Below are 20,929 nucleotides of genomic sequence, written 5' to 3'. Positions count from 1 at the left end.
GCGATGATCCAGCGACCCGATCCGCCCGAACCCCAGGGACCCCCCGATGCCCCAGCACCAGACCCCCGTTGCCGCGCGCCCGCTCGACCGGCGCCGCTTCCTCACCCTCGGCCTGACCGGGACCGCCGCCACCGCAGCCGCGGCGACCGCAGCCCTCGCCGCACCGGACGCTGCCCACGCAGCCACCCACACCGCAGCCACCACGAGTTCCACGAGCACGACCGCCCCGACCAAGCTGCTCGCCGCCGACGAGTTCGACGGCCCCGCCGGCAGCGCCCCGAACCCGGCGATCTGGCGCTTCGACACCGGCGCAGGCGGGTGGGGCAACCAGGAGCTCGAGACCTACACCGACTCCCGCCGGAACAGCGCCCTGAACGGCTCCGGGCAGCTCGCGATCACCGCGATCCGCGAGCCCGACGGCACCTTCACCTCGGCCCGGCTGAAGACCGAGGGCACCTTCACCGCGCAGTACGGCCGCGTCGAGGCGCGCATCAAGATCCCCCGCGGGCAGGGCATCTGGCCCGCGTTCTGGATGCTCGGGGCCGACATCGGCCAGGTCGGCTGGCCCGCGTGCGGCGAGATCGACGTCATGGAGAACGTCGGGTACGAGCCGACGATCGTGCACGCCACGGTGCACGGCCCGGGGTACTCGGGCGCGAACGGCCTGTCCGCCGCGTGCACGAGCCCGACCGGCGCCGCCTTCGCCGACGACTTCCACGTCTTCGGCGTCGACTGGCGCCCAGACTCGATCACCTGGCTGGTGGACGGTGTCGAACGCGGCACCGTCACCCGGGACGCCGTGGGTACGAACCCGTGGGTGTTCGACAAGCCGTTCTTCGTCGTGCTCAACGTCGCCGTCGGTGGCACCTGGCCCGGGTCGCCGGATGCGACCACGCGGTTCCCGCAGCAGATGCTGGTCGACTGGGTGCGCGTCTGGCAGCTGGGCTGACGCCGGACAGCAGGCCCGTGGCGGGCGCCGCCACCTTCCTTGTGTCCGGTGGGTGGTCACGTCAGCGACGCTGGCGCGCCAGCAACCAGAGGTAGGTGCTGTGTCCCGCGAGGGCCAGGCCGAAGAACACCGCGGCGACCGCGTAGACGCGGTCGAGCTTGCCCTGCCCGATCACGAGCATGACGACGCAGAAGACGACCGCGGCGGCGAGCACGCCCACCTGGATGGTCGACCAGATGCGGCGGAAACGGGGCATGCCGGAGTCGCTCACGCCTCCATCCTGCCCCAGTCCGGTCACTTCTCGGGGTCGTGGCCCCAGTTCATGAGCGAGTACCGCCACTTCGAGTCGTGCGTGTCGCCCTTCGGCTCCTGCTTCCCGTGCCGGGCCACGTACCCGACGACCTTCCGCATGTGGGCGTAGTCGTCGTCGGTGTAGTCGGCCTGCTTCTTCTCGAGGATCCGGACGATGTGCCGGCCGCTCTCGTGCCCGGTCGACTCGCCACCGCTCGCGGGCTTCTGGCCGGCCTCCTTCGACTCGTCGGAGTCGAGCCACCGCTTCAGCTCCGACGCGGTCATGTTGACGGCGTCGGCGAAGTCGTCCCGGGTCTGCTGCTCGTCGTGCTGGTCATCGCTCATGGCCGTCACGCAACCCGTGCCGCCTGGGTGACGACGCAGGAGCGGTTGTCCCCCGAACCGGTGCGCACATCGGACGCCACTGCAGGTGCTTCCAGGGCCGAACGGGTTGTGTGTCCCCCGAACCCACCACCGAGAAGGAAGCGAGAGCAGTATGCGCGCAGTGGTCTGGCACGGGATCGGCGACATCCGACTCGACGACGTCCCCGAGCCCACCATCCAGCATCCGGAGGACGCGATCGTCCGGATCACCCGGAGTGCGATCTGCGGCACGGACCTGCACTTCGTCCGCGGGACCATGGCCCCGATGGAGGAGGGCACGATCCTCGGCCACGAGGCCGTCGGCGTCGTCACCGAGGTCGGCGACGCGGTGCGCGGCTTCAGCCCCGGTGACCGCGTCGTGATCAACTCGACGATCTCCTGCGGCGCCTGCCGGTACTGCCGGATGGGCAAGACCGCCCAGTGCGACGTCGCGAACCCGAACGGTCCGCAGGCCGGCACGAGCTTCTTCGGCGGCCCGCAGTCGACCGGCCCGGTGAACGGTCTGCAGGCCGAGTACGTCCGGGTCCCGTACGCGCGGAACACCATGCACCCGCTGCCCGAGAACGTCAGCGACGAGCAGGCCATCCTGCTGTCGGACATCTTCCCGACCGGCTGGTTCGGCGCCGAGCTCGCCGGGGTCACCCGCGGCGACGTCGTCGTGGTCTTCGGCGCCGGCATCGTCGGGCAGTTCGCCGCGGCGTCGGCGTACAAGCTCGGCGCCGGTCGCGTGATCGTCGTCGACGGGGACGAGACCCGGCTCGCGGCGGCCCTCGCGCAGCACTGCGAAGTGGTCGACTACAACCGCGAGGACCCCGTGCAGGCGATCATGGACCTGACGAACGGCATCGGCGCGGACGCCGTGATCGACGCCGTCGGGGTCGACGCCGAGCGCCCGAAGCGCGGCCCGGCGGCGGTGTCCGACGAGCAGGCCGCGCAGTTCGACGCCGAGGTGCAGCAGGTCGCGCCGGACGCGTCCCCGGACGGCTTCGGCGACCTCGAGCAGTGGAAGCCCGGCGACGGTCCGTCGCAGGTCGCGCAGTGGGCCGTGGCCTCGGTCGCGAAGTACGGCCGGATCGGCATCATCGGCGTGTACGGCCCGACGGCGGAGCGCTACCCGATCGGGCAGGCGATGAACAAGAACCTGACGATCCGGATGGGCAACTGCGACCACCACTCGGTGACGCCGCCGCTCATCGACCTCGTGGCGTCGGGGCAGTTCGACCCGACAGCGCTCATCACCGAGCACGAGCCGGTCGGTTCGGCGATCGAGGCGTACGAGGCCTTCGACCGTCGCGAGCCGGGCTGGGTCAAGGTCGAGCTGGAGGTCGCCGAGTGACCGGGCCGATCGACCAGTACGCGTTCGGGGACCCGCGGACGCGCTACCCGGACGTCTCGCCGGAGCCGCAGACCCAGGACGAGCCGGGCCTGCAGTCCGCGATGACGCCCGTGCCGGACCTCGGTGAGGACTCCTACCGGGGCACCGGACGCCTGGAGGGTCGCCGTGCGGTGATCACCGGCGGCGACTCCGGCATCGGCGCGGCCGTCGCGATCGCCTTCGCCCGCGAGGGCGCCGACGTCGTCCTGGCCTACCTGCCCGAGGAGCAGTCGGACGCCGACCACGTGGTCGAGCAGGTCGAGGCGGCCGGTCGTCGTGCCGTGACGGTGCCGGGTGACCTCCGGGACAAGGCGTACGCCGGGCAGCTCGTCGAGCGGGCGGTCGCGGAGCTCGGCGGCATCGACACCGTCGTCAGCGTGGCGGGCAAGCAGCGCTGGCAGCCGGACCTGCTCGACCTGACCGACGAGCAGTTCGAGGCGACGTTCGACGTCAACGTGTTCGGGCTGTTCCGGCTCGTCAAGGCCGCACTGCCGCACCTCGAGCCCGGGTCGACGATCACGACGACCGCGTCGATGGAGGCGTACAAGCCCGCGCCGGACCGGCTCGACTACGCCGCGTCGAAGGGCGCGATCAACAACTTCTCGAAGGGGCTCTCGCAGCTCCTCGTGGAGCGCGGGATCCGCGTGAACGTCGTCGCTCCGGGGCCCACCTGGACCGTCCTGCAGCCGAGCGGTGGTGTCGACCCCGAGTCGCTGCCCGAGTTCGGCAGCAGCGAGTCACCGATGGGCCGCGCCGCGCAGCCCGCCGAGCTCGCCCCCGCCTACGTGTTCCTCGCCTCGCAGGAGTCGAGCTACGTCGTCGGCGAGACCCTCAACGTCAACGGCGGCATGGTCACCCCCTGACCGGGAATGCCGGAGCCCCCTCCGGCGTCGAACCATCCACCGACATGCGAAGGAGCACATCATGACCCTCGACCTCCACAAGGGGAACGGCGTCGACACCGAGCGCCGCTGGAACCCGACCACCACCACGCTGCGCGTGCTGCACGACGAGCCGCAGACGACCTTCGGTCGCTGGCTCGGCCAGATCAACGGACAGCACTGACCAACGGACAGCGCTGATCAACGGACAGCACTGACCGGCGGTCGGTGCTGGACGACGGACGGGAGGCGCGGTGCCAGCTGGCACCGCGCCTCCCGTCTGTCTGCCGGTGCCGCCTGCGGACCGGCGCGCGTCAGGCGGGGACGCCGCTGATGTTGACGAGCCAGGTGACCCCGAAGGGGTCGGTGAGCATCCCGAAGGTGTCGCCCCACGGGGCCTTCGTCAGCGGCTCGATGACGGTCGCACCGTCCGACAGACCCTCCCAGTAGCCGGTGAGCCGGGCCTCGTCGTCGCCGCTCAGCGAGACCGAGATGTTGCTCACGGTCGGGGCGGGCATGCTCGACGGCGAGTCCGACGCCATGAGCGTCAGGTCGTCGGCCTCGATCTGGCCGTGCATGACCTTGTCGGCGTCCGCCGGGTCCTGGACCATGCCGCCCTCGGCGAAGGTCATCGTCTTCAGTTCGCCGCCGAAGACCGCGTGGTAGAAGCCGAGGGCGTCGCGGGCCTGGTCGCGGAAGCCGATGTACGGGTTGAGCGTGACGGACACGGGTGGTTCCCTCCGGGTCGGGCGGACATCGTCGTCCGGTGGGCACCATGCTGGCAGGTCCCGGCCTGCCGCGGAAGTCTCTCGGGCAGCGCCGTCGGTCAGGCCGCGGCGGCGGTGACGTACGCGGAGGCGCCAGGGGTCGCCCACACACGGCCGTCCACCCCGAAGGCCAGGACGTCGACCGAGCCGTCTTCGGTCACCGAGGCGAGGTCGTGCTCGTCGCCCGCGAGGACCGCGGTGGCCAGGACGTCCGCGGTGACGATGTCCGACGCGACGACGGTGACCTGCCGGAACACCGGCTCGGCCCGGCGCCAGACGTGTTCGCCGCGCTCGGCGGTGCCGGAGGTCGCGACCGCCCGACGGTCGTCGCCGAGCGGGACCACGCCGACGACCCGCGTGCGGTCGAGCGGATCGACGACGCCGACCTGCCAGGGGTCGTCGCCCTGCGTCCCGCTCGCGAGCACGTCGCCGCCGACGGCGAGCATCCAGTCGGTGGACCCCGCCCGGGAGACGGCGTCGAGGACGGCGCCGGCGTCGCGGATCGCGAGGGCCTTCACGACCCCGGACAGGTCGAGTACGCCGTCCGGTCGGTGCGGGGTGAAGGCACCGTGCGTCCGCTCGCGCCAGTCGAGGGCGAGCGCGTAGGTGTCGCGGACGTCCTGCGGTGCGGCCGCGAGCCGGAGCGTCCCGGCGGCGATCCGGCTGAGCGCGGAGTCCGGGTCGTACAGGCTGTACCGGCGGTCGTACGCGACGAAGACGTCCCGGACGGCGAGGGCGGTCGGGGCGTCGGCGCCGCGGAGGCTCACGACCGTGCCCATCGTCTCGAAGGTCCGCACGGCGGTGTCGGCCGCGGGCCGGTCGACGCGGCTCACAGGCCCGCCTGGTCGAGGGCGGACTGCAGCGAGGTCGTGTAGCCCTCGCTCGTGTAGGTCGCACCGCTGACCGCCTGGATCGTCGCGGACTGCGCCTGCAGGGCCTCCTGCCGGAGGATCGGCGCGGCCTGCTGGCTGATCGCGACCGACCGGCCGTCCCGGTTCGTGAGCTGCAGGGCCTGGACGTCGGTCAGTTTCCCTCCGCTGACGGTCACCCGGACCTGCACGGGGCCGTAGCGGGTCTCGGCGGCGGTGCCGGTGTAGGTGCCGGACGCGCCGCTGCCGCCGGACGCGCTGCCGCCGCCGGCGGACGGGGCGGTGGTGGCCGGGGCGGTGGCGGTCGTGCCACCGGTCCCGGTGGCTCCCGTCGCGCTCGTCCCGCTCGTGCCGCTCGTGGTGCCGGAGTTCGTCCCGGCCGTGGTGCCCGACGCGGCGACCTGGGCGGGCTGGCCGCCGAGCTGCCACCCGATGACGAGCACCGCGACGGAGGACAGCGCGCCGATGACGACCCCGCGGGTCCGCACGGCGGTCACGAGGCGAACCGTTCCTGGTGGATGCGGTGCTCGGGGACGCCGGCCGCGCGGGCCTCGGCCACGACGAGGTCCGTCCAGACCTGCGGGCCGCAGACGTACAGGTCGGAGTCGAGCAGGTCGGGGAACACGCTCCGCAGGTGCACCCCGCGACGCAGGTCGTCCTCGGTCATCCAGCTCTCGGCCGACCCGGCACGCGGCCCGACCATGCCGTACACACGACTGCCGGTGCGACGGGCGAGCTCGGCGGTCTCCTCCCACAGGTACTGCTGGTCGCTGTCGGAGCCACGGAGGAGCACCGTCGCCTCGCCCGGACGCAGGTCGGCGTCCTCGAGCAGGGCGCGGATCGGGGTGATGCCGATGCCCGAGGCCACGAGCGCGAGCTTCGGCGCGGACCGTGCCTGCTTCGTGAAGAGCCCGTACGGCCCCTCGAGCGAGACGGCCGTGCCCGGGCGGATGCGGCCGAGCCGCGCGGACCCCGCGCCGAGGTCACGCACCGTGATGCGGGCGCCGTTCCGGCTCGGGACCGCGGAGAACGACACCGGGTGGGCGTGCCACCAGGTCTGCCGGCTCCAGAAGCGCCAGACGCCGTACTGGCCGCCGTGCGCGCCGAGTGCGTCGAGGTCCCGGCCGGCCATGTGGATGGAGACGACCCCCGGAGCGATCGGCTCGACGCCGACCACCCGGATGCGGTGCCGGAAGGTCACGACGACGGGCAGCACGAACCGGTACAGGGCGACGAGTCCGAACGCGGCGACGTACAGCGCGATCCAGTAGGCCCGCTGCCAGCTGCCCGCACCGAGGACGCTGCCGGTGGTCATGTGCGGGAACGCGACGAGCACCGCGGCGTAGCTGAGCAGGTGGATCACGTGCCAGGCCTCGTACGGCAGCCGACGGCGGACCGCGACGATCGAGGTGCCGACCACGACGACGAACAGGCCGATCGACAGGTAGGCCAGCGGCATGTCCTGCGAGCCGAACAGCGCGACGGTCTCGGCGATCGGGCCCGTGCCGTCGCCGATGCCGTAGCCGAGCGTCAGCAGTGCACCGTGCGCGAGCAGCAGGTACAGGACCGGCTTGCCGAGCGCCCGGTGGTGCGCGATCGCCACGTCCTGCCCGATCAGGCGGTCGATGACCGGCACCCGTGCGGCCAGGACCAGCATGACGAGCACGAGGTCGGTCCCGATCAGTCCCGCGACGATCCCGCCGGCCTCGAGCCAGCCACCGATGCCGGCGACGGTGTGCGACCCCGGGGTCGCGAGCCAGAGCGTGACCGCCACGGCTGCGGACAGCCAGGTCAGCACGGTCAGCAGGTCGACCCCGCGCAGGCGTCGACGGGTGGCGGCACGGCGGCGCTCGGCCGCGACGGGCAGCGGTTCGGGGGCCGGCGGCCGGTCGAGCGGGGTGCGGCGGGTGGTCGGCCGCGCGGTGTCGATCATCGGGTCGCTCCTGTCCAGCGGGGGTTCGGGTCCCTCACAGCATCGGAGCGCGACCTCGCAGGGACCTCGGAACGGGACCCGGACTTCGTTCGAGATCTCGAGTGCTCTGAGAACGGCTGCGGGTCGGAGCTCCTGGTCAGCGCCGCGGCAGCCGCACCTCGGCCTCGGCACCGCCGGTCTCCCGGTTGCGCAGCGTCGCCGAACCGCCGGCGCGCTCGGCGGTGCCCCGGACGAGCGCGAGCCCGAGACCGCTGCCGCCCAGGGCGCTGTTCCGCGACGCGTCCGCCCGGGCGAACCGCTCGAAGGCGTGCGGCAGGAACGCGTCCGGCACACCGGGTCCGTCGTCGAGCACCCGGAGCACGAGCTCGTCGTCGCGCTGCGCGAGGTCGACCTGCACCGAGCCGCCCGTCGCCGCGGCGAGGGCGTTCGCGGTGAGGTTGTCGACCACCCGGGCGAACGCCGACCGACCGATGGCGTACCGGGCGTCGCCGTCCGGCACCGCGGTGACGAAGTCGACCTCGGTGGTGACCGCCTCGGGCAGGGCGCGGGCGCGGTCGACGGACGCCATCAGCTCGGAGACCAGCTCGTCCGCCGTCGAGGTCACGTGCTCATCGGCCCCGTCGTCGAGCCGGCTGAGCTCGAGGAGCGACGCGGCGAGCGCCGACAGTCGGGCGGCGTCGCGTTCGGCGGCGGTCAGGTCGCCCTCGAGGGCGGGCGCGTCCCCGCTGTGCCGGTGGGCGAGCTCGAGTCGCGCGGTGAGGGCGGCGAGCGGTGTGCGGAGCTCGTGGGCGGCATCGGAGACCATGCGGCGTTCCCGGGCGGCGTTCTCGTGCTGCCGGTCGACGAAGCGGTTGAGGGTCCGGGCGAGGGCGGCGAGTTCGTCCTCGGCGGGTCCGACGGGCAGGTGTCCGTCCGCTCCCCCGTCGCCGAGGTCCTCGGCGCGGCGGCGCATCCGGGCGACCGGACGGAGGGCGAGCCCGGTGAGGACCCAGGCGGTGCCGGCGAACGCGGCGACGGCGAGCAGGGTGCCGACGACGAGCGAACGGTCGACGCGGCGGATGGTCTCCTGCCCGGGGCGGGTGTCCCGTGCCGCCCAGACGACGGTGTCACCGACCTGCTGACCGGCGACGACGTACGTGCGGCCGTCGGCGCGGACCTCGCGGGTCGCCGCGCGGTCGCCGTCCCCGTCTCCGCTGCCGTCCCGGTCCCGGTCCCGGTCGCCGTCCCCGTCGTCCTGGGGCCGACCGTCCGTGGGACCGGACGTGCCCGCGGTGGTGGGCAGTGCCTCCCGGACGCCCCGCGGGAGCGTGTCGACCACCCAGCGGCCGTCGGCTCGGATGCCGACCAGCACGCCGCGTGTGGGTTCGTCGGGCAGTTCGTCCGGGTTCTGCCGGAGGTCCTGGACGAACGGTGCCAGGTCGCTCGCGGCGAGCGAGCGGTCGGTGTCCTCGGTGGCCGTCCGGACCTGGTGGTGCAGCGCGACGGAGGCGGCGGACAGGACGACGAGGCCGACCGCGACGCTGCCCAGGGTGATGCGCGTCCGGATGCTGCGGCGGAGGAGCCAGCGCCTCACGGGTGGTGCACGTCCAGGGCGTAGCCGACACCGCGCACCGTGCGGATGGCGACGTCCGCATCGGCGGCGGCGAGCTTCTTGCGGACGTAGCTGACGTACTGGTCGACGATCGTCGGGTCGAAGTGCTCGGCGCTCCCCCAGACCTCCTCGAGCACGGCCGTACGGCTCCGGGGTTCCGGGCTGCCCTGGATGAGGAACCGGAGCAGGGAGAACTCCTTGACGCTGAGGGGCAGGTCGCGGCCGCGGACCGTCGCGCGCACGGCGACGGTGTCGAGCCGGACGGCGCCGGCCTGCGCCACGGTGGGGGTGCCGGCGGCGCGACGGCGCAGGTGTGCGCGGAGGCGGGCGTTCAGTTCGGCGATGGCGAACGGCTTGGTGAGGTAGTCGTCCGCGCCGGAGTCGAGCCCGAAGACGCGGTCGTCGACGGCGTCGCGGGCGGTGACGAGCACGACGGGCAGGTCCTTGCCGAGTTCCCGGAGTCGTCGGCACACCTCGAAGCCGCTCATCTCGGGGAGCATGACGTCGATCGCGGCGGCGTCGAAGTCCTCGGCGAGTGCCTGGCCGAGGGCGGCGTTGCCGTCCCGGACCAGGGTGACGTCGTGGCCCTCGTCGGTGAGGCCGCGTTCGACGAGGGTGCCCATCTCGGGGTCGTCCTCGACCACCAGGATCTTCGCCATCGTGTGTCCCCTCCCGGGTCTCCGTCGTCTGCGGTGGCGGCTGGCGGCGTCGGCCGGTGCCGCCGGCCGCTGCCGGTCGGCGCCGGCGTCAGACGACGCCGCTCGTCCCCAGGAGCGATCCGATCAGGAACGTGGCCGCCAGGGCGAGCGCCCCGCCGACGACGACGCGGATGGTCGCCCGTGGCACGGACCCCCCGCCGATCTTCGCACCGATCGCCCCGGTGAGCGCGAGGGCGAGGAGCACGACGACGAACGTGACGGGGACCCGGACGGCGTCGGGCGGCAGCAGGATCGCGAGGAGCGGCAGGAGCGCCCCGACCGAGAACGCCACGGCCGAGGCGCCGGCGGCGTGCCAGGGGCTCACGACCTCGTCCTCGTCGATGCCGAGCTCCGTCGTGAGGTGTGCACGCAGGGCATCCCGGTCGGTCAGCTCCGCGGCGACGCGCTCGGCGGTGCCCCGCTGGAGCCCGCGGTCCTGCCACAGCCGCGTGAGTTCCTCGAGCTCGGCGTCCGGGTCCTCGGCGAGCTCCCGGCGCTCCTTCTCGATCAGCGCGCGCTGGCTGTCGGACTGGCTGCTCACCGAGACGTACTCGCCGAGGGCCATCGACACCGCACCGCCGACCAGGGCCGCGATGCCGGCGGTGGCGATCGCCGGCACGGACGTCGACGCACCGGCGACGCCCACGACGATCGACGCGGTGGACACGATGCCGTCGTTCGCGCCGAGGACACCGGCGCGGAGCCAGTTCAGCCGCGACGACAGGTCGCCGGTGTGGGCCTCGCCGGGGTGCGGCTCGGCGGCCGACGGCTCGGCGGCGCGGGCTTCGGGTTCGCTCATGGGTCCGAGTGAACCAGGTCCGGCGGCCCGCGTTCGTGTGTGGTTTCGAGTGATCGCGGAGTGCGCTGATCGGCCCGTCGTGCGGGCGGTGTGCGGACACAGCCGGTTGCCTGGGGGCGAGGCGTCGGACGGACCGGCGCGCGAACCGGAAGGCCCCCTCGTGAACTGGCAGTTCGACGGCGTCCCGCTGCACCCCCTCCTCGTCCACCTGACCACCGTCTCGGTCCCGGTCGCCGCCCTGAGCGCCATCGTGGTCGCCGCGTGGCCCGCCGCCCGACGGTGGCTCGCGGTCGGTGCGCCGGTCATCGCGCTCGTCGCCCTGGTGTCGGTGCCCCTGGCGACGTCGTCCGGCGAGTGGCTCGAGCACCGCGAGAAGGAGACCGCCCTGCTCGAACGGCACACCGAGCTCGCGGACGGACTGCTGCCGTGGTCGATCGCGGTGTTCGTGCTCGTGACGCTGTGGTGGGGGTGGCACCGGTTCGCCGCACCGCGCGTGACGAACACCGGGCTCGTGCGGGCCGTCGGCGTGGTCGGTCCGGTGCTGCTCGTCGCCGCCGGGATCGGCTCGATCATCGAGGTCGTCGTGATCGGCCACGCCGGCGCCGTGTCGGTCTGGAAGGGCTGACAGCCACCCAGCACGACCGGGCGGTCTGGACGGGCTGACAGCCTCCGACCGCACCCCTCCCGTGCTCCTCCCAGGCGGGGAGCGAAGCGTGACCACCGGCCCCCGCGTTCCGCGGACAGCATCGAACAGGAGCAGCGTTGAGCGAGAACAGCACGACCAGCAGCAACGGCGACCCGGACCACCGTGGCGCCGGGCACGGCGGCGCGGACCACCGCGACGCCGACGGCACCGACACCTGCAGCTTCCACATGGCCGGCTCCCTGCCGGCCGGCGGCGACCACCTGGGCGGCTCCTTCGGGCAGTCGCCGACCCTCGAGGCCTGGTACCCCCAGCGCCTCCGCGTCGAGCTCCTGCACCGCAACGGTGTGGACGCCGACCCGCTCGGTCCCGACTTCGACTACGCCGCGGCCTTCGCGACGATCGACCTCGAGGAACTCAAGCGCGACATCAAGACCCTCCTCACGACCTCGGTGGACTGGTGGCCCGCCGACTACGGCAACTACGGCCCGCAGATGATCCGGATGGCGTGGCACGCCGCCGGCACCTACCGCATCGCGGACGGCCGCGGCGGCGCGGGGACCGCGATGCAGCGGTTCGCCCCGATCGGCAGCTGGTGGGACAACGGCAACACCGACAAGTCCCGCCGCCTGCTCCAGCCGATCAAGCACAAGTACGGCAACGCCCTGTCCTGGGCGGACCTCATGGTCCTGACCGGCAACTGCTCCCTCGAGCTGATGGGTCTGCCGACGTACGGCTTCGGCGGCGGACGCCTCGACGCGTGGGAGCCGGACGACGGCACCTGGTGGGGCCCCGAGGTCTGGGACCCGCACGCCGTGACGAGCATGGACGAGATGGTCAGTCGTGACGAGCGCTGGCACGGGCAGAACGGCGACGCAGACTACGACCTGCAGAGCCCGCTGGCCGCGTCGCACCAGGCGCTCATCTACGTGAACCCCGAGGGCCCGTACGCGAACGGCGACCCGCTCGGCTCCGCCCGGGACATCCGGATCACGTTCACGCGGATGGCGATGAACGACGAGGAGACCGTCGCCCTGATCGCCGGTGGCCACGCGTTCGGCAAGAGCCACGGCATGGTGCCCGCGGCGAAGATCGGGCCGTCGCCGGAACTCGCACCCATCGAGTCGATGGGGCTCGGCTGGCACAACCCGCAGGGCGCCGGCAACGGCAAGGACACCTCGACGAACGGCATCGAGGGCAGCTGGACGCAGGACCCCACCCGCTGGGACAACAGCTACCTCGAGAACCTGTTCGGCCACGAGTGGGAGCAGACCCGCAGCCCCGCCGGTGCCCTCCAGTGGACGCCCGTCGACGCGGACGCCCCGCGCACGCCGGACGCCCACGTGCCCGGCGAGACCCACGCGCTCATGATGATGACGTCGGACCTCGCGCTGAAGGTCGACCCGGCCTACCGCGAGGTCTGCGAGCGATTCCTCGCCGACTTCGACCTGTTCACGACCGCGTTCTCGAAGGCCTGGTACAAGCTGACGCACCGCGACATGGGGCCGAAGCACCGCTACCTCGGCCCGGAGACGACGATCTCCGACGAGCTGCTCTGGCAGGACCCGCTCCCCGACGCGACGGGCGCGCCCCTCGGCGAGGCCGACCTCGACACGCTCCGCCAGGCGGTCCGCGACACCGGGATCTCCGCCTCGGACCTCGTCGTCACCGCGTACTCCGCCGCGTCGACCTACCGCGACAGCGACAAGCGCGGCGGTGCGAACGGCGGCCGGATCGCCCTCGCGCCGCAGAAGGACTGGCCGGTGAACCGCCGGACCGTCCCCGTCGTCGAGGCGCTCCGCGGTGTCCAGGCCGACTTCGCCCGCGGCGGTGGCCACGTGTCCCTCGCCGACCTCGTCGTCCTCGCCGGCTGCGTCGGTGTCGAGGACGCCGCACGCGCCGCCGGCGTCGAGGTCACCGTGCCCTTCACCCCGGGCCGGGTGGACGCGACGCAGGAGCAGACCGACGTCGAGATGTTCGAGTGGCTCCGCCCGGTCGCCGACGGGTTCCGCAACCACGTCTCGGAACGCTTCGCGGACTTCGCCCCCGGGGTCGCGCCGGAGGCCGTCTTCCTCGACCGCGCGAACCTCATGACGCTCACCGCGCCCGAGTGGACGGTCCTGACGGGCGGGCTCCGCGTCCTCGGGGCGAACTGGGACGGCTCGTCGACCGGTGTCCTGACCGACCGGGTCGGGGCGCTCACGACGGACTTCTTCGTGAACCTGACGGACACCGACCTGGTGTGGACGAAGACCGACGACACCGAGACGACGTTCACCGGCACGGTGCAGGGCACCGGTGAGGAGCGCTGGACGGCGTCCCGCGCCGACCTGCTCTTCGGCTCGAACGCGCAGCTACGCTCGATCGTCGACGCCTACGCGGGCAGCGACGGACACGAGCGGTTCGTCCGCGACTTCGTCGCGGCGTGGGACAAGGTCATGATGCTCGACCGGTACGACGTCAAGGGGCACCGCCGGTACGGACCGATGGCGGCGTGAGCCGTCGACGCAGCGGCGCGAGCCGGGCACGTGGCGCGACCGCGTGACGGTCGGGAGGCGCGGTGCCAGTCGGCACCGCGCCTCCCGTCCGTCAGCCGGTCACCATCCACCGTCCGCACTCGCCCCCGGTGTGGGGCATCGACCGTCGGTGGAGACCGGCAGAATGTGGAGGGCATGCCCACCGATGCCGCGCTCCCGCACGACGTCGACCGCCGCAGTACCTCCATCGACGAGGCGGTCGCGTTCTACGAGCGCGTCTACGACAGCCCGGACATCAACGTCGGGCGCGCGGTGCCCGACGGGTTCTCCTGGCGCTACCGAGCCGTCGGCGACGACGAGGTCACGGTCGGCACCTCGTCCGTGGGCGCGAACCGCTGGGGCACGGTCGGGCAGGGCACCGGGTACGTGCTCGCCTGGGCGACGGCTCCCGGGCTGACGCTCGACTCGGCGTCCCGCGACCCCCTGCAGATGCAGCCCGGCGTCCCGGTGATGTACCCGGTCGGACGCGACTTCGCGTTCGAGGCACTCCCCACCACGCAGCACCTCATCCGGTTCGACAGCGGCTTCCTCGAGTCCGTCGCCGCGGCCCGTCGCGCCACCGTGCCCGGCCCCCTGACGTTCACCAGCACGACGGACGCCGCACACCTCGAACACCTCCGTGGCCTCATCCGTGCCGCCGCGCCGGAGCTCCTCGACCCCGGTACCGACCGGGACCGCCGTGCGGCCCTCAACATGCTCGTCGCCGAGTCGGTCGTCGACGCGTACGACGCCGCGCCGACGGTCGACGTCGCCCTGTTCGAGGGCCCGGCGACGATGCGGTTCGCGCAGGAGTGGATGATCGCGAACGCACACCGGCCGATCACCGGGACCGACGTCGCGCGCGCTGCGGGGGTCAAGGCCCGCGCCCTGCAGGCGACCTTCCAACGGCACGCCGACACCACACCGATGGCGTTCCTCCGCCAGGTCCGGCTGCACCGCGTGCGGGCGCAGCTGGTGGCCGGCGACCCGACGACCACGACCGTCGCGGCCACGGCGGGCGCGTGGGGGTTCGCGCACCTGGGCCGGTTCGCCGCGTTCTACGCAGAGTCCTTCGGGGAGCGACCGTCCGAGACGCTCCGTAGGGTTCAGCGCCTCGGTTGACCGGGCCGCTCGTCCTCCGGATGGTCGTCGTCGACGGACTCGACGGGTGCGAGCGAGTTGACGAAGTCGTCCACGAACCGCCGGTGGTCGTGGTCGTGTGGTCCGGGCTGCTGGGAGGGCACCGTGCCACCCTAGGCGAATTCGCTAGATCGCCTAGCGATCCGTCCACCCGGCGCGGCGCGCGCTCCGCGTCGGGCGTGCCGCGCGGCGGACGTTCTGCGGTCAGGGCGCGAGGAAGAAGTCGCCGTACGTCGGTTCGACCGGCACGTCCTCGTGCAGACGCCGCAGGACCATCGCCGCGATCTCGTCCGGGTGGCTCATCCCGCGGCGGTGCCACTCGACCGCCTGCGACCGGGGGTCCACGGGGTGCTCGTGCTCGGTCACGCCGGCACCAGGACGACGACGAGGACCGAGGCGGCGGCGGTGGCCAGGGCGAGAGCGAAGGCCTTCGCCCCCGCGGCGACCAGCCGGAGGCGCGGCACACCGCTGTGCGCGACGTGGATCGCGGGGATCGTCGTCGGTTCCATGTCGGGCCGCCTCACTGCTGCGCCGGGGAGCGCTCGTCACCAGCATGACGCCTCGAGGTTAGTTTGCCTAACTACGTTCGGGAACCGGATGGCGGCCGACGCGGAGCGCAGCACGCGGACGGATCGGAGTCCCGCATCGCCGCTCACCGATCGGCCGGCTCCCGCACCGAGTCTCGGCCCCAACGACGAGTTCCGCGTGCCCGGGTGCGAGACTCGTCGCACCACCCGAGACTCGGCCGGCGCCGGTCGCGCACCAGTGGGCCCTGCCGGGATCGAACCGACGACATCCACGGTGTAAACGTGGCGCTCTACCAGCTGAGCTAAAGGCCCCTGCCGCCGATCCTACCGGGACCGGTCAGCGCTGCCGAGACGTCAGGCGTCCCCGAACCGGTCGACGAGCTCCCGCTTGAGCACCTTCCCGCTCGGCCCGAGCGGGAGCGCGTCGAGGACGTGCACGACCCGCGGGTACTTGTAGACGGCGATCTCGTCAGCGACGAAGTGGATGAGCTCGTCCGTGGTGACGGTCGCTCCGTCACGCAGGACCACGGCCGCGGCGACCTCCTGCCCGTGCACCTCGTGCGGGATCCCGAACACGGCGGCCATGGTCACGTCGGGGTGCGACGCGAGGACTTCTTCGACCTGCCGCGGGTACACGTTGTAGCCGTTCCGGATGATCATGTCCTTCGTCCGGTCGACGATCGTCAGGTACCCGTCGTCGCCCTTCGTGCCGAGGTCGCCGGTGCGGAACCACCCGTCCACCATCACGGCGGCGGTGTCCTCCGGGCGGTTCAGGTACCCGTTCATCAAGTTGTGCCCGCGGATCACGAGCTCGCCGATCTCCCCGTTCGGCATGAACCGGACCGCGTCGGTGACCTCGGGGTCGGCGATCTCGATGTCGACGCCCCAGATCGGCGTCCCGATCGTCCCGGGGTGCGGCGCGGTGCCGACGTGGTTGAAGGACGCGACGGGCGAGGTCTCGGTCAGGCCGTAGCCCTCGTGGATCGGCGCGTCGTACACCTGCTGGAACTTCTCGAGCACGGCGAGCGGGAGCGACGCGCCACCGGAGATCGCGTAGCGCAGGGCCGGGCGGGCCTCGCTGCGGGCGGCCGCGTCGAGGAGCGCCATGTACATCGTGGGGACGCCCATGAAGATCTCGCAGCCGTGCTCGACCATGGCGGCGAGTGCGGCGTCGCCGTCGAACTTCGGCAGCATCACGATCGTTGCGCCGGCGCGGAAGCCGGTGTTCATGGTGCAGGTCTGCCCGAAGGTGTGGAACAGCGGGAGCGCCCCGAGCAGCACGTCGCCGCGGTGCATGTCGAACGTGCTCATCAGGTTCGTGTTGACCTGCTCGAGGAGCGCGAAGTGCGACCCCTCGGCGCCCTTGGGGCGCCCGGTCGTGCCGCTCGTGTACAGGATCGTGGCCGTGTCGAACGGGTCCCGGGGCACGTACGTGGTGAGGGGCTCGCTCGACCCGGCCAGTGCCTCCAGTCGGTCGTGGCCGTCCGCGGAGTCCGCCGGTGCGAGCACGGTGACCACGTCGACACCGGCGAGGTCGGCGCCGGCGGCGCCCTCGGCGAGGAGCGGGGCGGCGCAGACCAGCAGTCGCGCGCCGCTGTCGCGGAGCACGTACTCGATCTCCTTCCGCTTGAGCAGTGCGTGCACGGGGACGACGACCGCGCCGAGCGCGAGTGTCGCGTAGTAGACGCGGGCGAAGTCGGCGACGTTCGGGACGAGCATGGCGACGCGGTCGCCCTCGGCGACCCCTCGGGCGCGGAGCGCACCCGCGTAGCCGAGCGTCTCGGCCCACAGCTCGGCGTAGGTGGTCCGGCGGTCACCCACGATGACGGCGACGTCGTCGGGGTAGCGGCTCGCGGACTCGGCGAGGATCGCGGCGACGGACGCGGTCGCCTGCGTGGTGCGCGTCCCGGCGGCGGTGCTGGACGCGGGGTGCTCGGTGGTGCTGGTCATGCCGACCTTCCGTCTCGTGTGACGACTGCTCACGACGGAGCCTACGTCCCGGCCGCGAGCGGCGTCCGTGCGCCCCGCCGGGAGCGCCCGCCCGGCTCGGTCGGGGCCTGCCGGCTCCGACGGGGCCGTGCGCCTGTACCCCGGTGCGGGCGCGGCGGCCGGTACTGTTCGGCGCACCGCAACAGGAGGTTTGCTCGTGGCCGAAGGCGACACGTACGACGCGACGGGGTACTGGTACCCCGACCGGCCGTCCCGGTCCGGCGTCGAGGTCCTGACCCTGATGCGGCGCTACCGCGCCGCCGAGGTCGCGATGCGCGAGCGGACGCGGCGGTCGATGAAGATGAACGCCACGGACATGGAGGCGGTCCGCTTCCTCCTGCGCGCCGGCGAGCGTGACGAGCAGGTCCGCCCGGGCGACCTCGCGGCCCACCTCGGCATCACGTCCGCGTCGACCACCGCGGTGGTGAAGCGCCTGGTCGCGTCCGGGCACGCCGAGCGCCGCGCGGACCCCGCGGACGGACGCGGTGCGCTGCTCGTCGCGACGGGGCACACCGACGAGGAGGTCCGGACCGAGCTCACCGACGTGCACGCCCGGATGATCGCCGCCGCCGAGCGGCTGTCGCCGCAGACCGTCGACGAGATGGCCGGGTTCTTCACGGAGCTGATCGCAGCGATGGAGGACGACGGATCAGAGGCGCGTGACCCGCTGTCCCATATGCGTACGCATCCACATCAGTAGTTAGACAAACTAGAGAAACCAGCGCATGCTGGACCCAGCCACCGAGACGGTGGTCTCCGACGACACGGAAGGGCCGGCCATGAGCACCATCGACGCGACGCACTCGCAGTTCTCCGAAGTCCGCGAGGCAGCAAGGGGCCGCCTGCTCGCCGCCGTCGCGACGAGCCTCGGCATCGTCGCCGTGACCGTCGCCACCGCTGCCGTCACCGTCGTCACCCTGGGGGCCTGAGCACGATGGTCCACCTCCGCGAACTCAGCGAGCTCCAGCGCCACCCGCACGAGTGGCACCGACGCGGGATGCGCCACCCGGACGAGATCGACGCCCTCGTGCACCACCGCACGATCGGGGACGTGCCGCAGGAGCCGTCGTACGGGGACTTCTTCCGCGCGGTCTGACGCCGAGCCGGTCTGGCTGGCTCAGCTCCGCCGGTCATCCGCCCGCCGGCCGACCGACCGCAGCTCCGGGAACTGCTCGTCCCGCCACTCCCCCGCCACCGGTGCCCCGTCTGCCACCGCCCGCTCCTCGCGCTCCCGCAGCTCGACCCGCCGGATCTTCCCCGAGATCGTCTTCGGCAGCTCTGCGAACTCGACCCGACGCACCCGGGCGTAGGCCGGCAGCGACGTCCGGGCGTGCTCGAGGACCGCGCGGGCGGTCTCGGCGGACGGCTCCCATCCGGCGGCGAGCGCCACGTATGCCTTCACCACGTTGAGGCGGGCGTCGTCAGGTGCCGGCACGACCGCGCTCTCGGCCACGGCGGGGTGCTGCAGCAGGGCGCTCTCGACCTCGAACGGTGACACCTTGTAGTCCGAGGACTTGAACACGTCGTCGGTCCGCCCGATGAACGTCAACTGCCCGTCGGCGTCCCGGCTCGCGATGTCGCCGGTGTGGAAGGAACCGTCGCGCATCGCGTCGTCCGTGCGGGCCGGGTCGCCGAGGTACCCCGACATCAGGTTCGTCGGACGCTCGGTCAGGTCGAGGCAGACCTCGCCCTCGTCACCAGGCTCCCCGGTGAGCGGGTCGAGCAGCACGACGGAGACGCCGGGCAGCGGCTGCCCCATCGCCCCCGGGGTGACCGGGGAGCCGGGGACGTTGCCGATGATCGCGGTCGTCTCGGTCTGCCCGTACCCGTCGCGGATGGTGAGCCCCCACGCCGCCTGGACCCGCGCGATGACCTCGGGGTTGAGCGGCTCGCCCGCCGAGACGACCTCGCGCAGCACCCGCGGCTTCGGTCCGAGGTCCGACTGCAGCAGCATCCGCCACGCGGTCGGCGGCGCGCAGAAGGTGTCGACGCCGTCCTGGTCGAGCCGGGCGAGGAGCCCCGCCGGGTCGAACCGCGGGGTGTCGTACACGTAGACGGTGGCCTCGGCGATCCACGGCGAGAAGAAGCAGCTCCACGCGTGCTTGCCCCAGCCGGGCGAGCTGATCGCCAGGTGCACGTCACCGGGGCGGAGCCCCAGCCAGTGCATGGTGCTGAGGTGTCCGACCGGGTACGAGGTCTGCGAGTGCACGACCATCTTCGGCTTGGACGTCGTGCCCGAGGTGAAGTACACCAGGCACGGGTCGGTGGTCAGGGTCGTGACGACCGGTCGCTGCTCGTCGGCCGGTGCGGGCTCGCCGAGGTCCGTCGGGTACGAGCGCCACCCCTCCACGTCGCCGCCGATCACGATGCGGGACTCCGCCCCGGTCACGCCGTCGAACTTCGGCGTCTCGCCGCGGTTCGTCACGACGTGCGCGACGGCGCCGCGGTCGACGCGGTCCTGCAGGTCCGCGGTGTCGAGCATGGTGGAGGTCGGCAGGATCACGGCGCCGAGCTTGATGACGGCGAGCATGGTCTCCCACAGCTCGAGCTGGTTGCCGAGCATGACGAGCACGTGGTCGCCCTTCCGGACGCCCCACCGGTCCAGATGCACCGCGAGCCGGTCCGACCGCGCGGCCATCTCGGCGTAGGTCGTGCGGGAGCCGCCGTCCCCGTCCACGATCCACAGCGCCACCCGGTCGTTGTCCCGCGCGACCACGTCGAACCAGTCGGTCGCCCAGTTGAAGGTCGGGCCGAGGTCCGGCCACCGGAACGCACGGCGCGCGGCGTCGGCGCGGACGGGGTCCTGCTCGTCGAGGACGGCGAGGAGCTCGTCCCGGGCGGCACGGTAGGCGGTGGTCGGGTTCGTGGAGGGCACCGGTCGATCATGCCCGATGCGGGCGGGGATGCGCAGCGCTCCCGCACCGGACGGGGGTACGGTCGCACGCGTGGACGGTGTCGGTGTGGTCGACGAGGCCGGGCGACTGCGGCTGCTCGGCGCCGCCGTGGCGGGCGCCGCGTTCGGCGGGGTGCTCGCCGTGCTCCTCGCGTCGTCGTGGACGGCCGCGACCACCGGTCTGCTCGTCGGGGTCGGCGTCCCCGCCGGCGCGGTCGGCGCCGGGATCGGCGTGTGGTCGCAGCTCCGGAGCTGGCGCACCGCCGGCGGCTACGAGCAGAGCGTCCGTGCCCAGCGGTGGGTCGCCGACGGCGCCGTGCCGCCCGGCGTCCCCGCCGAGACCTGGGTTCCGCTCCTGCAGGCACAGGCGGACCGCGAGGGCGCCGGCTGGAGCAAGATCGTGCTCTGCGTCCTGTGGAGCCTCATGACGTGGTCGGCCGAGCCGCAGCACGGACCGGTCCTGACCGTCCTGCTCGTCGGCCTGTGGGTCGGCATCGGCGCCTGGTCGGCGCTCTGGGTGATCCCCCGGGCCCGCGCTGCGCGCGCGGTCCTCCGTCGCGGGGTCACCATCGTCCCCTGACCGGGCCGGCCTGGAGGCACGCCCCACCGCCGCCACGCCCGTCGGGCGGACGTCGCTCGGCGGGGGACGGACAGACCGCGGCGACCCCACGGTGGCGTGACTAC

The 20,929-nt window shown here is 72.9% G+C and carries 25 protein-coding genes and 1 tRNA gene; 11 read left to right on the top strand and 15 right to left on the bottom strand.

Annotated elements, in window-relative coordinates; genetic code table 11:
• Window positions 1-46: 46 nt before the first annotated feature.
• Window positions 47-949 (top strand): glycoside hydrolase family 16 protein, encoded by a 903-nt coding sequence (locus HUN59_RS11145; protein ID WP_174778379.1) that lies wholly within the window; start codon window positions 47-49, stop codon window positions 947-949.
• A 61-nt stretch (window positions 950-1,010) separates the two neighbouring features.
• On the opposite strand, the gene HUN59_RS11140 is transcribed toward HUN59_RS11145, so the two are convergent.
• Together HUN59_RS11140 and HUN59_RS11135 are read right to left on the bottom strand one after the other, a co-directional pair.
• Window positions 1,011-1,220 (bottom strand): hypothetical protein, encoded by a 210-nt coding sequence (locus HUN59_RS11140; protein ID WP_114850926.1) that lies wholly within the window; start codon window positions 1,218-1,220, stop codon window positions 1,011-1,013.
• 23 nt (window positions 1,221-1,243) lie between these two features.
• A complete protein-coding gene (locus tag HUN59_RS11135) occupies window positions 1,244-1,585 on the bottom strand; it encodes a DUF3140 domain-containing protein (RefSeq protein ID WP_174778378.1) in 342 nt (113 codons plus the stop codon).
• Between the two features lie 151 nt (window positions 1,586-1,736).
• Between HUN59_RS11135 and HUN59_RS11130 the strand changes: the two genes are divergently transcribed.
• The 3 genes from HUN59_RS11130 to HUN59_RS11120 all read left to right on the top strand — a co-directional run bounded on the left by HUN59_RS11130 (window position 1,737) and on the right by HUN59_RS11120 (window position 4,064).
• Entirely contained in the window at window positions 1,737-2,960 is a 1,224-nt protein-coding gene (locus HUN59_RS11130) for a zinc-dependent alcohol dehydrogenase (RefSeq protein WP_058743217.1), read from the top strand.
• Window positions 2,957-3,862: an SDR family oxidoreductase gene (locus HUN59_RS11125; protein ID WP_231050587.1), complete on the top strand. Its 906-nt coding sequence runs from the start codon at window positions 2,957-2,959 to the stop codon at window positions 3,860-3,862. The genes HUN59_RS11130 and HUN59_RS11125 overlap by 4 nt, the downstream gene beginning before the upstream one ends.
• A gap of 61 nt (window positions 3,863-3,923) precedes the next feature.
• A complete protein-coding gene (locus tag HUN59_RS11120; protein ID WP_167510052.1) occupies window positions 3,924-4,064 on the top strand; it encodes a hypothetical protein in 141 nt (46 codons plus the stop codon).
• A gap of 130 nt (window positions 4,065-4,194) precedes the next feature.
• Here HUN59_RS11120 and HUN59_RS11115 read toward each other — a convergent pair whose 3' ends face one another.
• The 7 genes from HUN59_RS11115 to HUN59_RS11085 all read right to left on the bottom strand — a co-directional run bounded on the left by HUN59_RS11115 (window position 4,195) and on the right by HUN59_RS11085 (window position 10,537).
• On the bottom strand, window positions 4,195-4,608 hold the full coding sequence (locus tag HUN59_RS11115) for a VOC family protein (RefSeq protein ID WP_174778377.1): 414 nt from the start codon (window positions 4,606-4,608) through the stop codon (window positions 4,195-4,197).
• 98 nt (window positions 4,609-4,706) lie between these two features.
• Window positions 4,707-5,480, bottom strand: a complete 774-nt coding sequence (locus HUN59_RS11110) for an FAD:protein FMN transferase (protein ID WP_254629858.1) — start codon at window positions 5,478-5,480, stop codon at window positions 4,707-4,709.
• Window positions 5,477-6,013 carry an FMN-binding protein gene (locus tag HUN59_RS11105; protein ID WP_254629857.1) on the bottom strand — a complete coding sequence of 179 codons (537 nt, stop codon included), beginning with the start codon at window positions 6,011-6,013 and terminating at the stop codon, window positions 5,477-5,479. Before HUN59_RS11105 ends, HUN59_RS11110 begins: the two co-directional genes overlap by 4 nt.
• Entirely contained in the window at window positions 6,010-7,449 is a 1,440-nt protein-coding gene (locus tag HUN59_RS11100; RefSeq protein ID WP_141861278.1) for a ferredoxin reductase family protein, read from the bottom strand. The genes HUN59_RS11105 and HUN59_RS11100 overlap by 4 nt, the downstream gene beginning before the upstream one ends.
• Window positions 7,450-7,585: 136 nt before the next feature.
• Entirely contained in the window at window positions 7,586-9,022 is a 1,437-nt protein-coding gene (locus tag HUN59_RS11095; RefSeq protein ID WP_174778376.1) for an ATP-binding protein, read from the bottom strand.
• Window positions 9,019-9,699, bottom strand: coding sequence for a response regulator transcription factor (locus tag HUN59_RS11090; RefSeq protein ID WP_058741368.1), 681 nt, complete (start codon window positions 9,697-9,699; stop codon window positions 9,019-9,021). The genes HUN59_RS11095 and HUN59_RS11090 overlap by 4 nt, the downstream gene beginning before the upstream one ends.
• Before the next feature lie 88 nt (window positions 9,700-9,787).
• Window positions 9,788-10,537 carry a VIT1/CCC1 transporter family protein gene (locus HUN59_RS11085; protein WP_174778375.1) on the bottom strand — a complete coding sequence of 250 codons (750 nt, stop codon included), beginning with the start codon at window positions 10,535-10,537 and terminating at the stop codon, window positions 9,788-9,790.
• Between the two features lie 160 nt (window positions 10,538-10,697).
• Here HUN59_RS11085 and HUN59_RS11080 point away from each other — a divergent pair, with 160 nt between their 5' ends.
• The 3 genes from HUN59_RS11080 (at window position 10,698) to HUN59_RS11070 (ending at window position 14,818) form a co-directional block, all read left to right on the top strand.
• Entirely contained in the window at window positions 10,698-11,162 is a 465-nt protein-coding gene (locus tag HUN59_RS11080; RefSeq protein WP_174778374.1) for a DUF2231 domain-containing protein, read from the top strand.
• A gap of 248 nt (window positions 11,163-11,410) precedes the next feature.
• Entirely contained in the window at window positions 11,411-13,678 is a 2,268-nt protein-coding gene (katG, locus tag HUN59_RS11075) for a catalase/peroxidase HPI (RefSeq protein ID WP_058741374.1), read from the top strand.
• 174 nt (window positions 13,679-13,852) lie between these two features.
• Window positions 13,853-14,818, top strand: coding sequence for an AraC family transcriptional regulator (locus HUN59_RS11070; RefSeq protein ID WP_152999450.1), 966 nt, complete (start codon window positions 13,853-13,855; stop codon window positions 14,816-14,818).
• Here HUN59_RS11070 and HUN59_RS11065 read toward each other — a convergent pair.
• From HUN59_RS11065 to HUN59_RS11045, 5 genes are all read right to left on the bottom strand, one after another.
• Window positions 14,803-14,940 carry a hypothetical protein gene (locus tag HUN59_RS11065; protein WP_174778373.1) on the bottom strand — a complete coding sequence of 46 codons (138 nt, stop codon included), beginning with the start codon at window positions 14,938-14,940 and terminating at the stop codon, window positions 14,803-14,805. The genes HUN59_RS11070 and HUN59_RS11065 overlap by 16 nt on opposite strands.
• A gap of 100 nt (window positions 14,941-15,040) precedes the next feature.
• Window positions 15,041-15,202 (bottom strand): hypothetical protein, encoded by a 162-nt coding sequence (locus tag HUN59_RS11060; RefSeq protein WP_174778372.1) that lies wholly within the window; start codon window positions 15,200-15,202, stop codon window positions 15,041-15,043.
• Window positions 15,199-15,345, bottom strand: coding sequence for a hypothetical protein (locus HUN59_RS11055; RefSeq protein ID WP_174778371.1), 147 nt, complete (start codon window positions 15,343-15,345; stop codon window positions 15,199-15,201). The genes HUN59_RS11060 and HUN59_RS11055 overlap by 4 nt, the downstream gene beginning before the upstream one ends.
• A 257-nt stretch (window positions 15,346-15,602) precedes the next feature.
• Window positions 15,603-15,675 (bottom strand) — tRNA-Val (locus HUN59_RS11050).
• 42 nt (window positions 15,676-15,717) lie between these two features.
• Window positions 15,718-17,313, bottom strand: coding sequence for a long-chain-fatty-acid--CoA ligase (locus HUN59_RS11045; protein ID WP_174778370.1), 1,596 nt, complete (start codon window positions 17,311-17,313; stop codon window positions 15,718-15,720).
• 196 nt (window positions 17,314-17,509) lie between these two features.
• Here HUN59_RS11045 and HUN59_RS11040 point away from each other — a divergent pair, with 196 nt between their 5' ends.
• The 3 genes from HUN59_RS11040 to HUN59_RS11030 all read left to right on the top strand — a co-directional run bounded on the left by HUN59_RS11040 (window position 17,510) and on the right by HUN59_RS11030 (window position 18,448).
• Complete coding sequence (locus tag HUN59_RS11040; protein ID WP_174778369.1) at window positions 17,510-18,052, top strand: MarR family winged helix-turn-helix transcriptional regulator; 543 nt, start codon at window positions 17,510-17,512, stop codon at window positions 18,050-18,052.
• Window positions 18,053-18,131: 79 nt separating this feature from the next.
• A complete protein-coding gene (locus HUN59_RS11035; protein ID WP_167510048.1) occupies window positions 18,132-18,281 on the top strand; it encodes a hypothetical protein in 150 nt (49 codons plus the stop codon).
• A 5-nt stretch (window positions 18,282-18,286) separates the two neighbouring features.
• Entirely contained in the window at window positions 18,287-18,448 is a 162-nt protein-coding gene (locus HUN59_RS11030; RefSeq protein ID WP_174778368.1) for a hypothetical protein, read from the top strand.
• A 21-nt stretch (window positions 18,449-18,469) separates the two neighbouring features.
• Here the strand turns inward: HUN59_RS11030 and HUN59_RS11025 are convergent, their stop codons facing one another.
• Window positions 18,470-20,227 carry an AMP-binding protein gene (locus HUN59_RS11025; protein ID WP_174778367.1) on the bottom strand — a complete coding sequence of 586 codons (1,758 nt, stop codon included), beginning with the start codon at window positions 20,225-20,227 and terminating at the stop codon, window positions 18,470-18,472.
• Window positions 20,228-20,297: 70 nt separating this feature from the next.
• Between HUN59_RS11025 and HUN59_RS11020 the strand changes: the two genes are divergently transcribed.
• Window positions 20,298-20,825, top strand: a complete 528-nt coding sequence (locus HUN59_RS11020; RefSeq protein ID WP_174778366.1) for a hypothetical protein — start codon at window positions 20,298-20,300, stop codon at window positions 20,823-20,825.
• Window positions 20,826-20,929: the final 104 nt, after the last annotated feature.

Source organism: Curtobacterium sp. Csp2, from assembly GCF_013347165.1.
This window is presented reverse-complemented; position numbering and strand designations above follow the sequence as displayed.

Bases quoted from the DNA above. Each gene is read 5' to 3' on its own strand.
- HUN59_RS11145 (WP_174778379.1), top strand. From the start codon at position 47: ATGCCCCAGCACCAGACCCCCGTTGCCGCGCGCCCGCTCGACCGGCGC.
- HUN59_RS11135 (WP_174778378.1), bottom strand. From the start codon at position 1,585: ATGAGCGATGACCAGCACGACGAGCAGCAGACCCGGGACGACTTCGCC.
- HUN59_RS11130 (WP_058743217.1), top strand. From the start codon at position 1,737: ATGCGCGCAGTGGTCTGGCACGGGATCGGCGACATCCGACTCGACGAC.
- HUN59_RS11120 (WP_167510052.1), top strand. From the start codon at position 3,924: ATGACCCTCGACCTCCACAAGGGGAACGGCGTCGACACCGAGCGCCGC.
- HUN59_RS11100 (WP_141861278.1), bottom strand. From the start codon at position 7,449: ATGATCGACACCGCGCGGCCGACCACCCGCCGCACCCCGCTCGACCGG.
- HUN59_RS11090 (WP_058741368.1), bottom strand. From the start codon at position 9,699: ATGGCGAAGATCCTGGTGGTCGAGGACGACCCCGAGATGGGCACCCTC.
- HUN59_RS11085 (WP_174778375.1), bottom strand. From the start codon at position 10,537: ATGAGCGAACCCGAAGCCCGCGCCGCCGAGCCGTCGGCCGCCGAGCCG.
- katG (WP_058741374.1), top strand. From the start codon at position 11,411: ATGGCCGGCTCCCTGCCGGCCGGCGGCGACCACCTGGGCGGCTCCTTC.
- HUN59_RS11070 (WP_152999450.1), top strand. From the start codon at position 13,853: ATGCCCACCGATGCCGCGCTCCCGCACGACGTCGACCGCCGCAGTACC.
- HUN59_RS11055 (WP_174778371.1), bottom strand. From the start codon at position 15,345: ATGGAACCGACGACGATCCCCGCGATCCACGTCGCGCACAGCGGTGTG.
- HUN59_RS11045 (WP_174778370.1), bottom strand. From the start codon at position 17,313: ATGACCAGCACCACCGAGCACCCCGCGTCCAGCACCGCCGCCGGGACG.
- HUN59_RS11035 (WP_167510048.1), top strand. From the start codon at position 18,132: ATGAGCACCATCGACGCGACGCACTCGCAGTTCTCCGAAGTCCGCGAG.
- HUN59_RS11030 (WP_174778368.1), top strand. From the start codon at position 18,287: ATGGTCCACCTCCGCGAACTCAGCGAGCTCCAGCGCCACCCGCACGAG.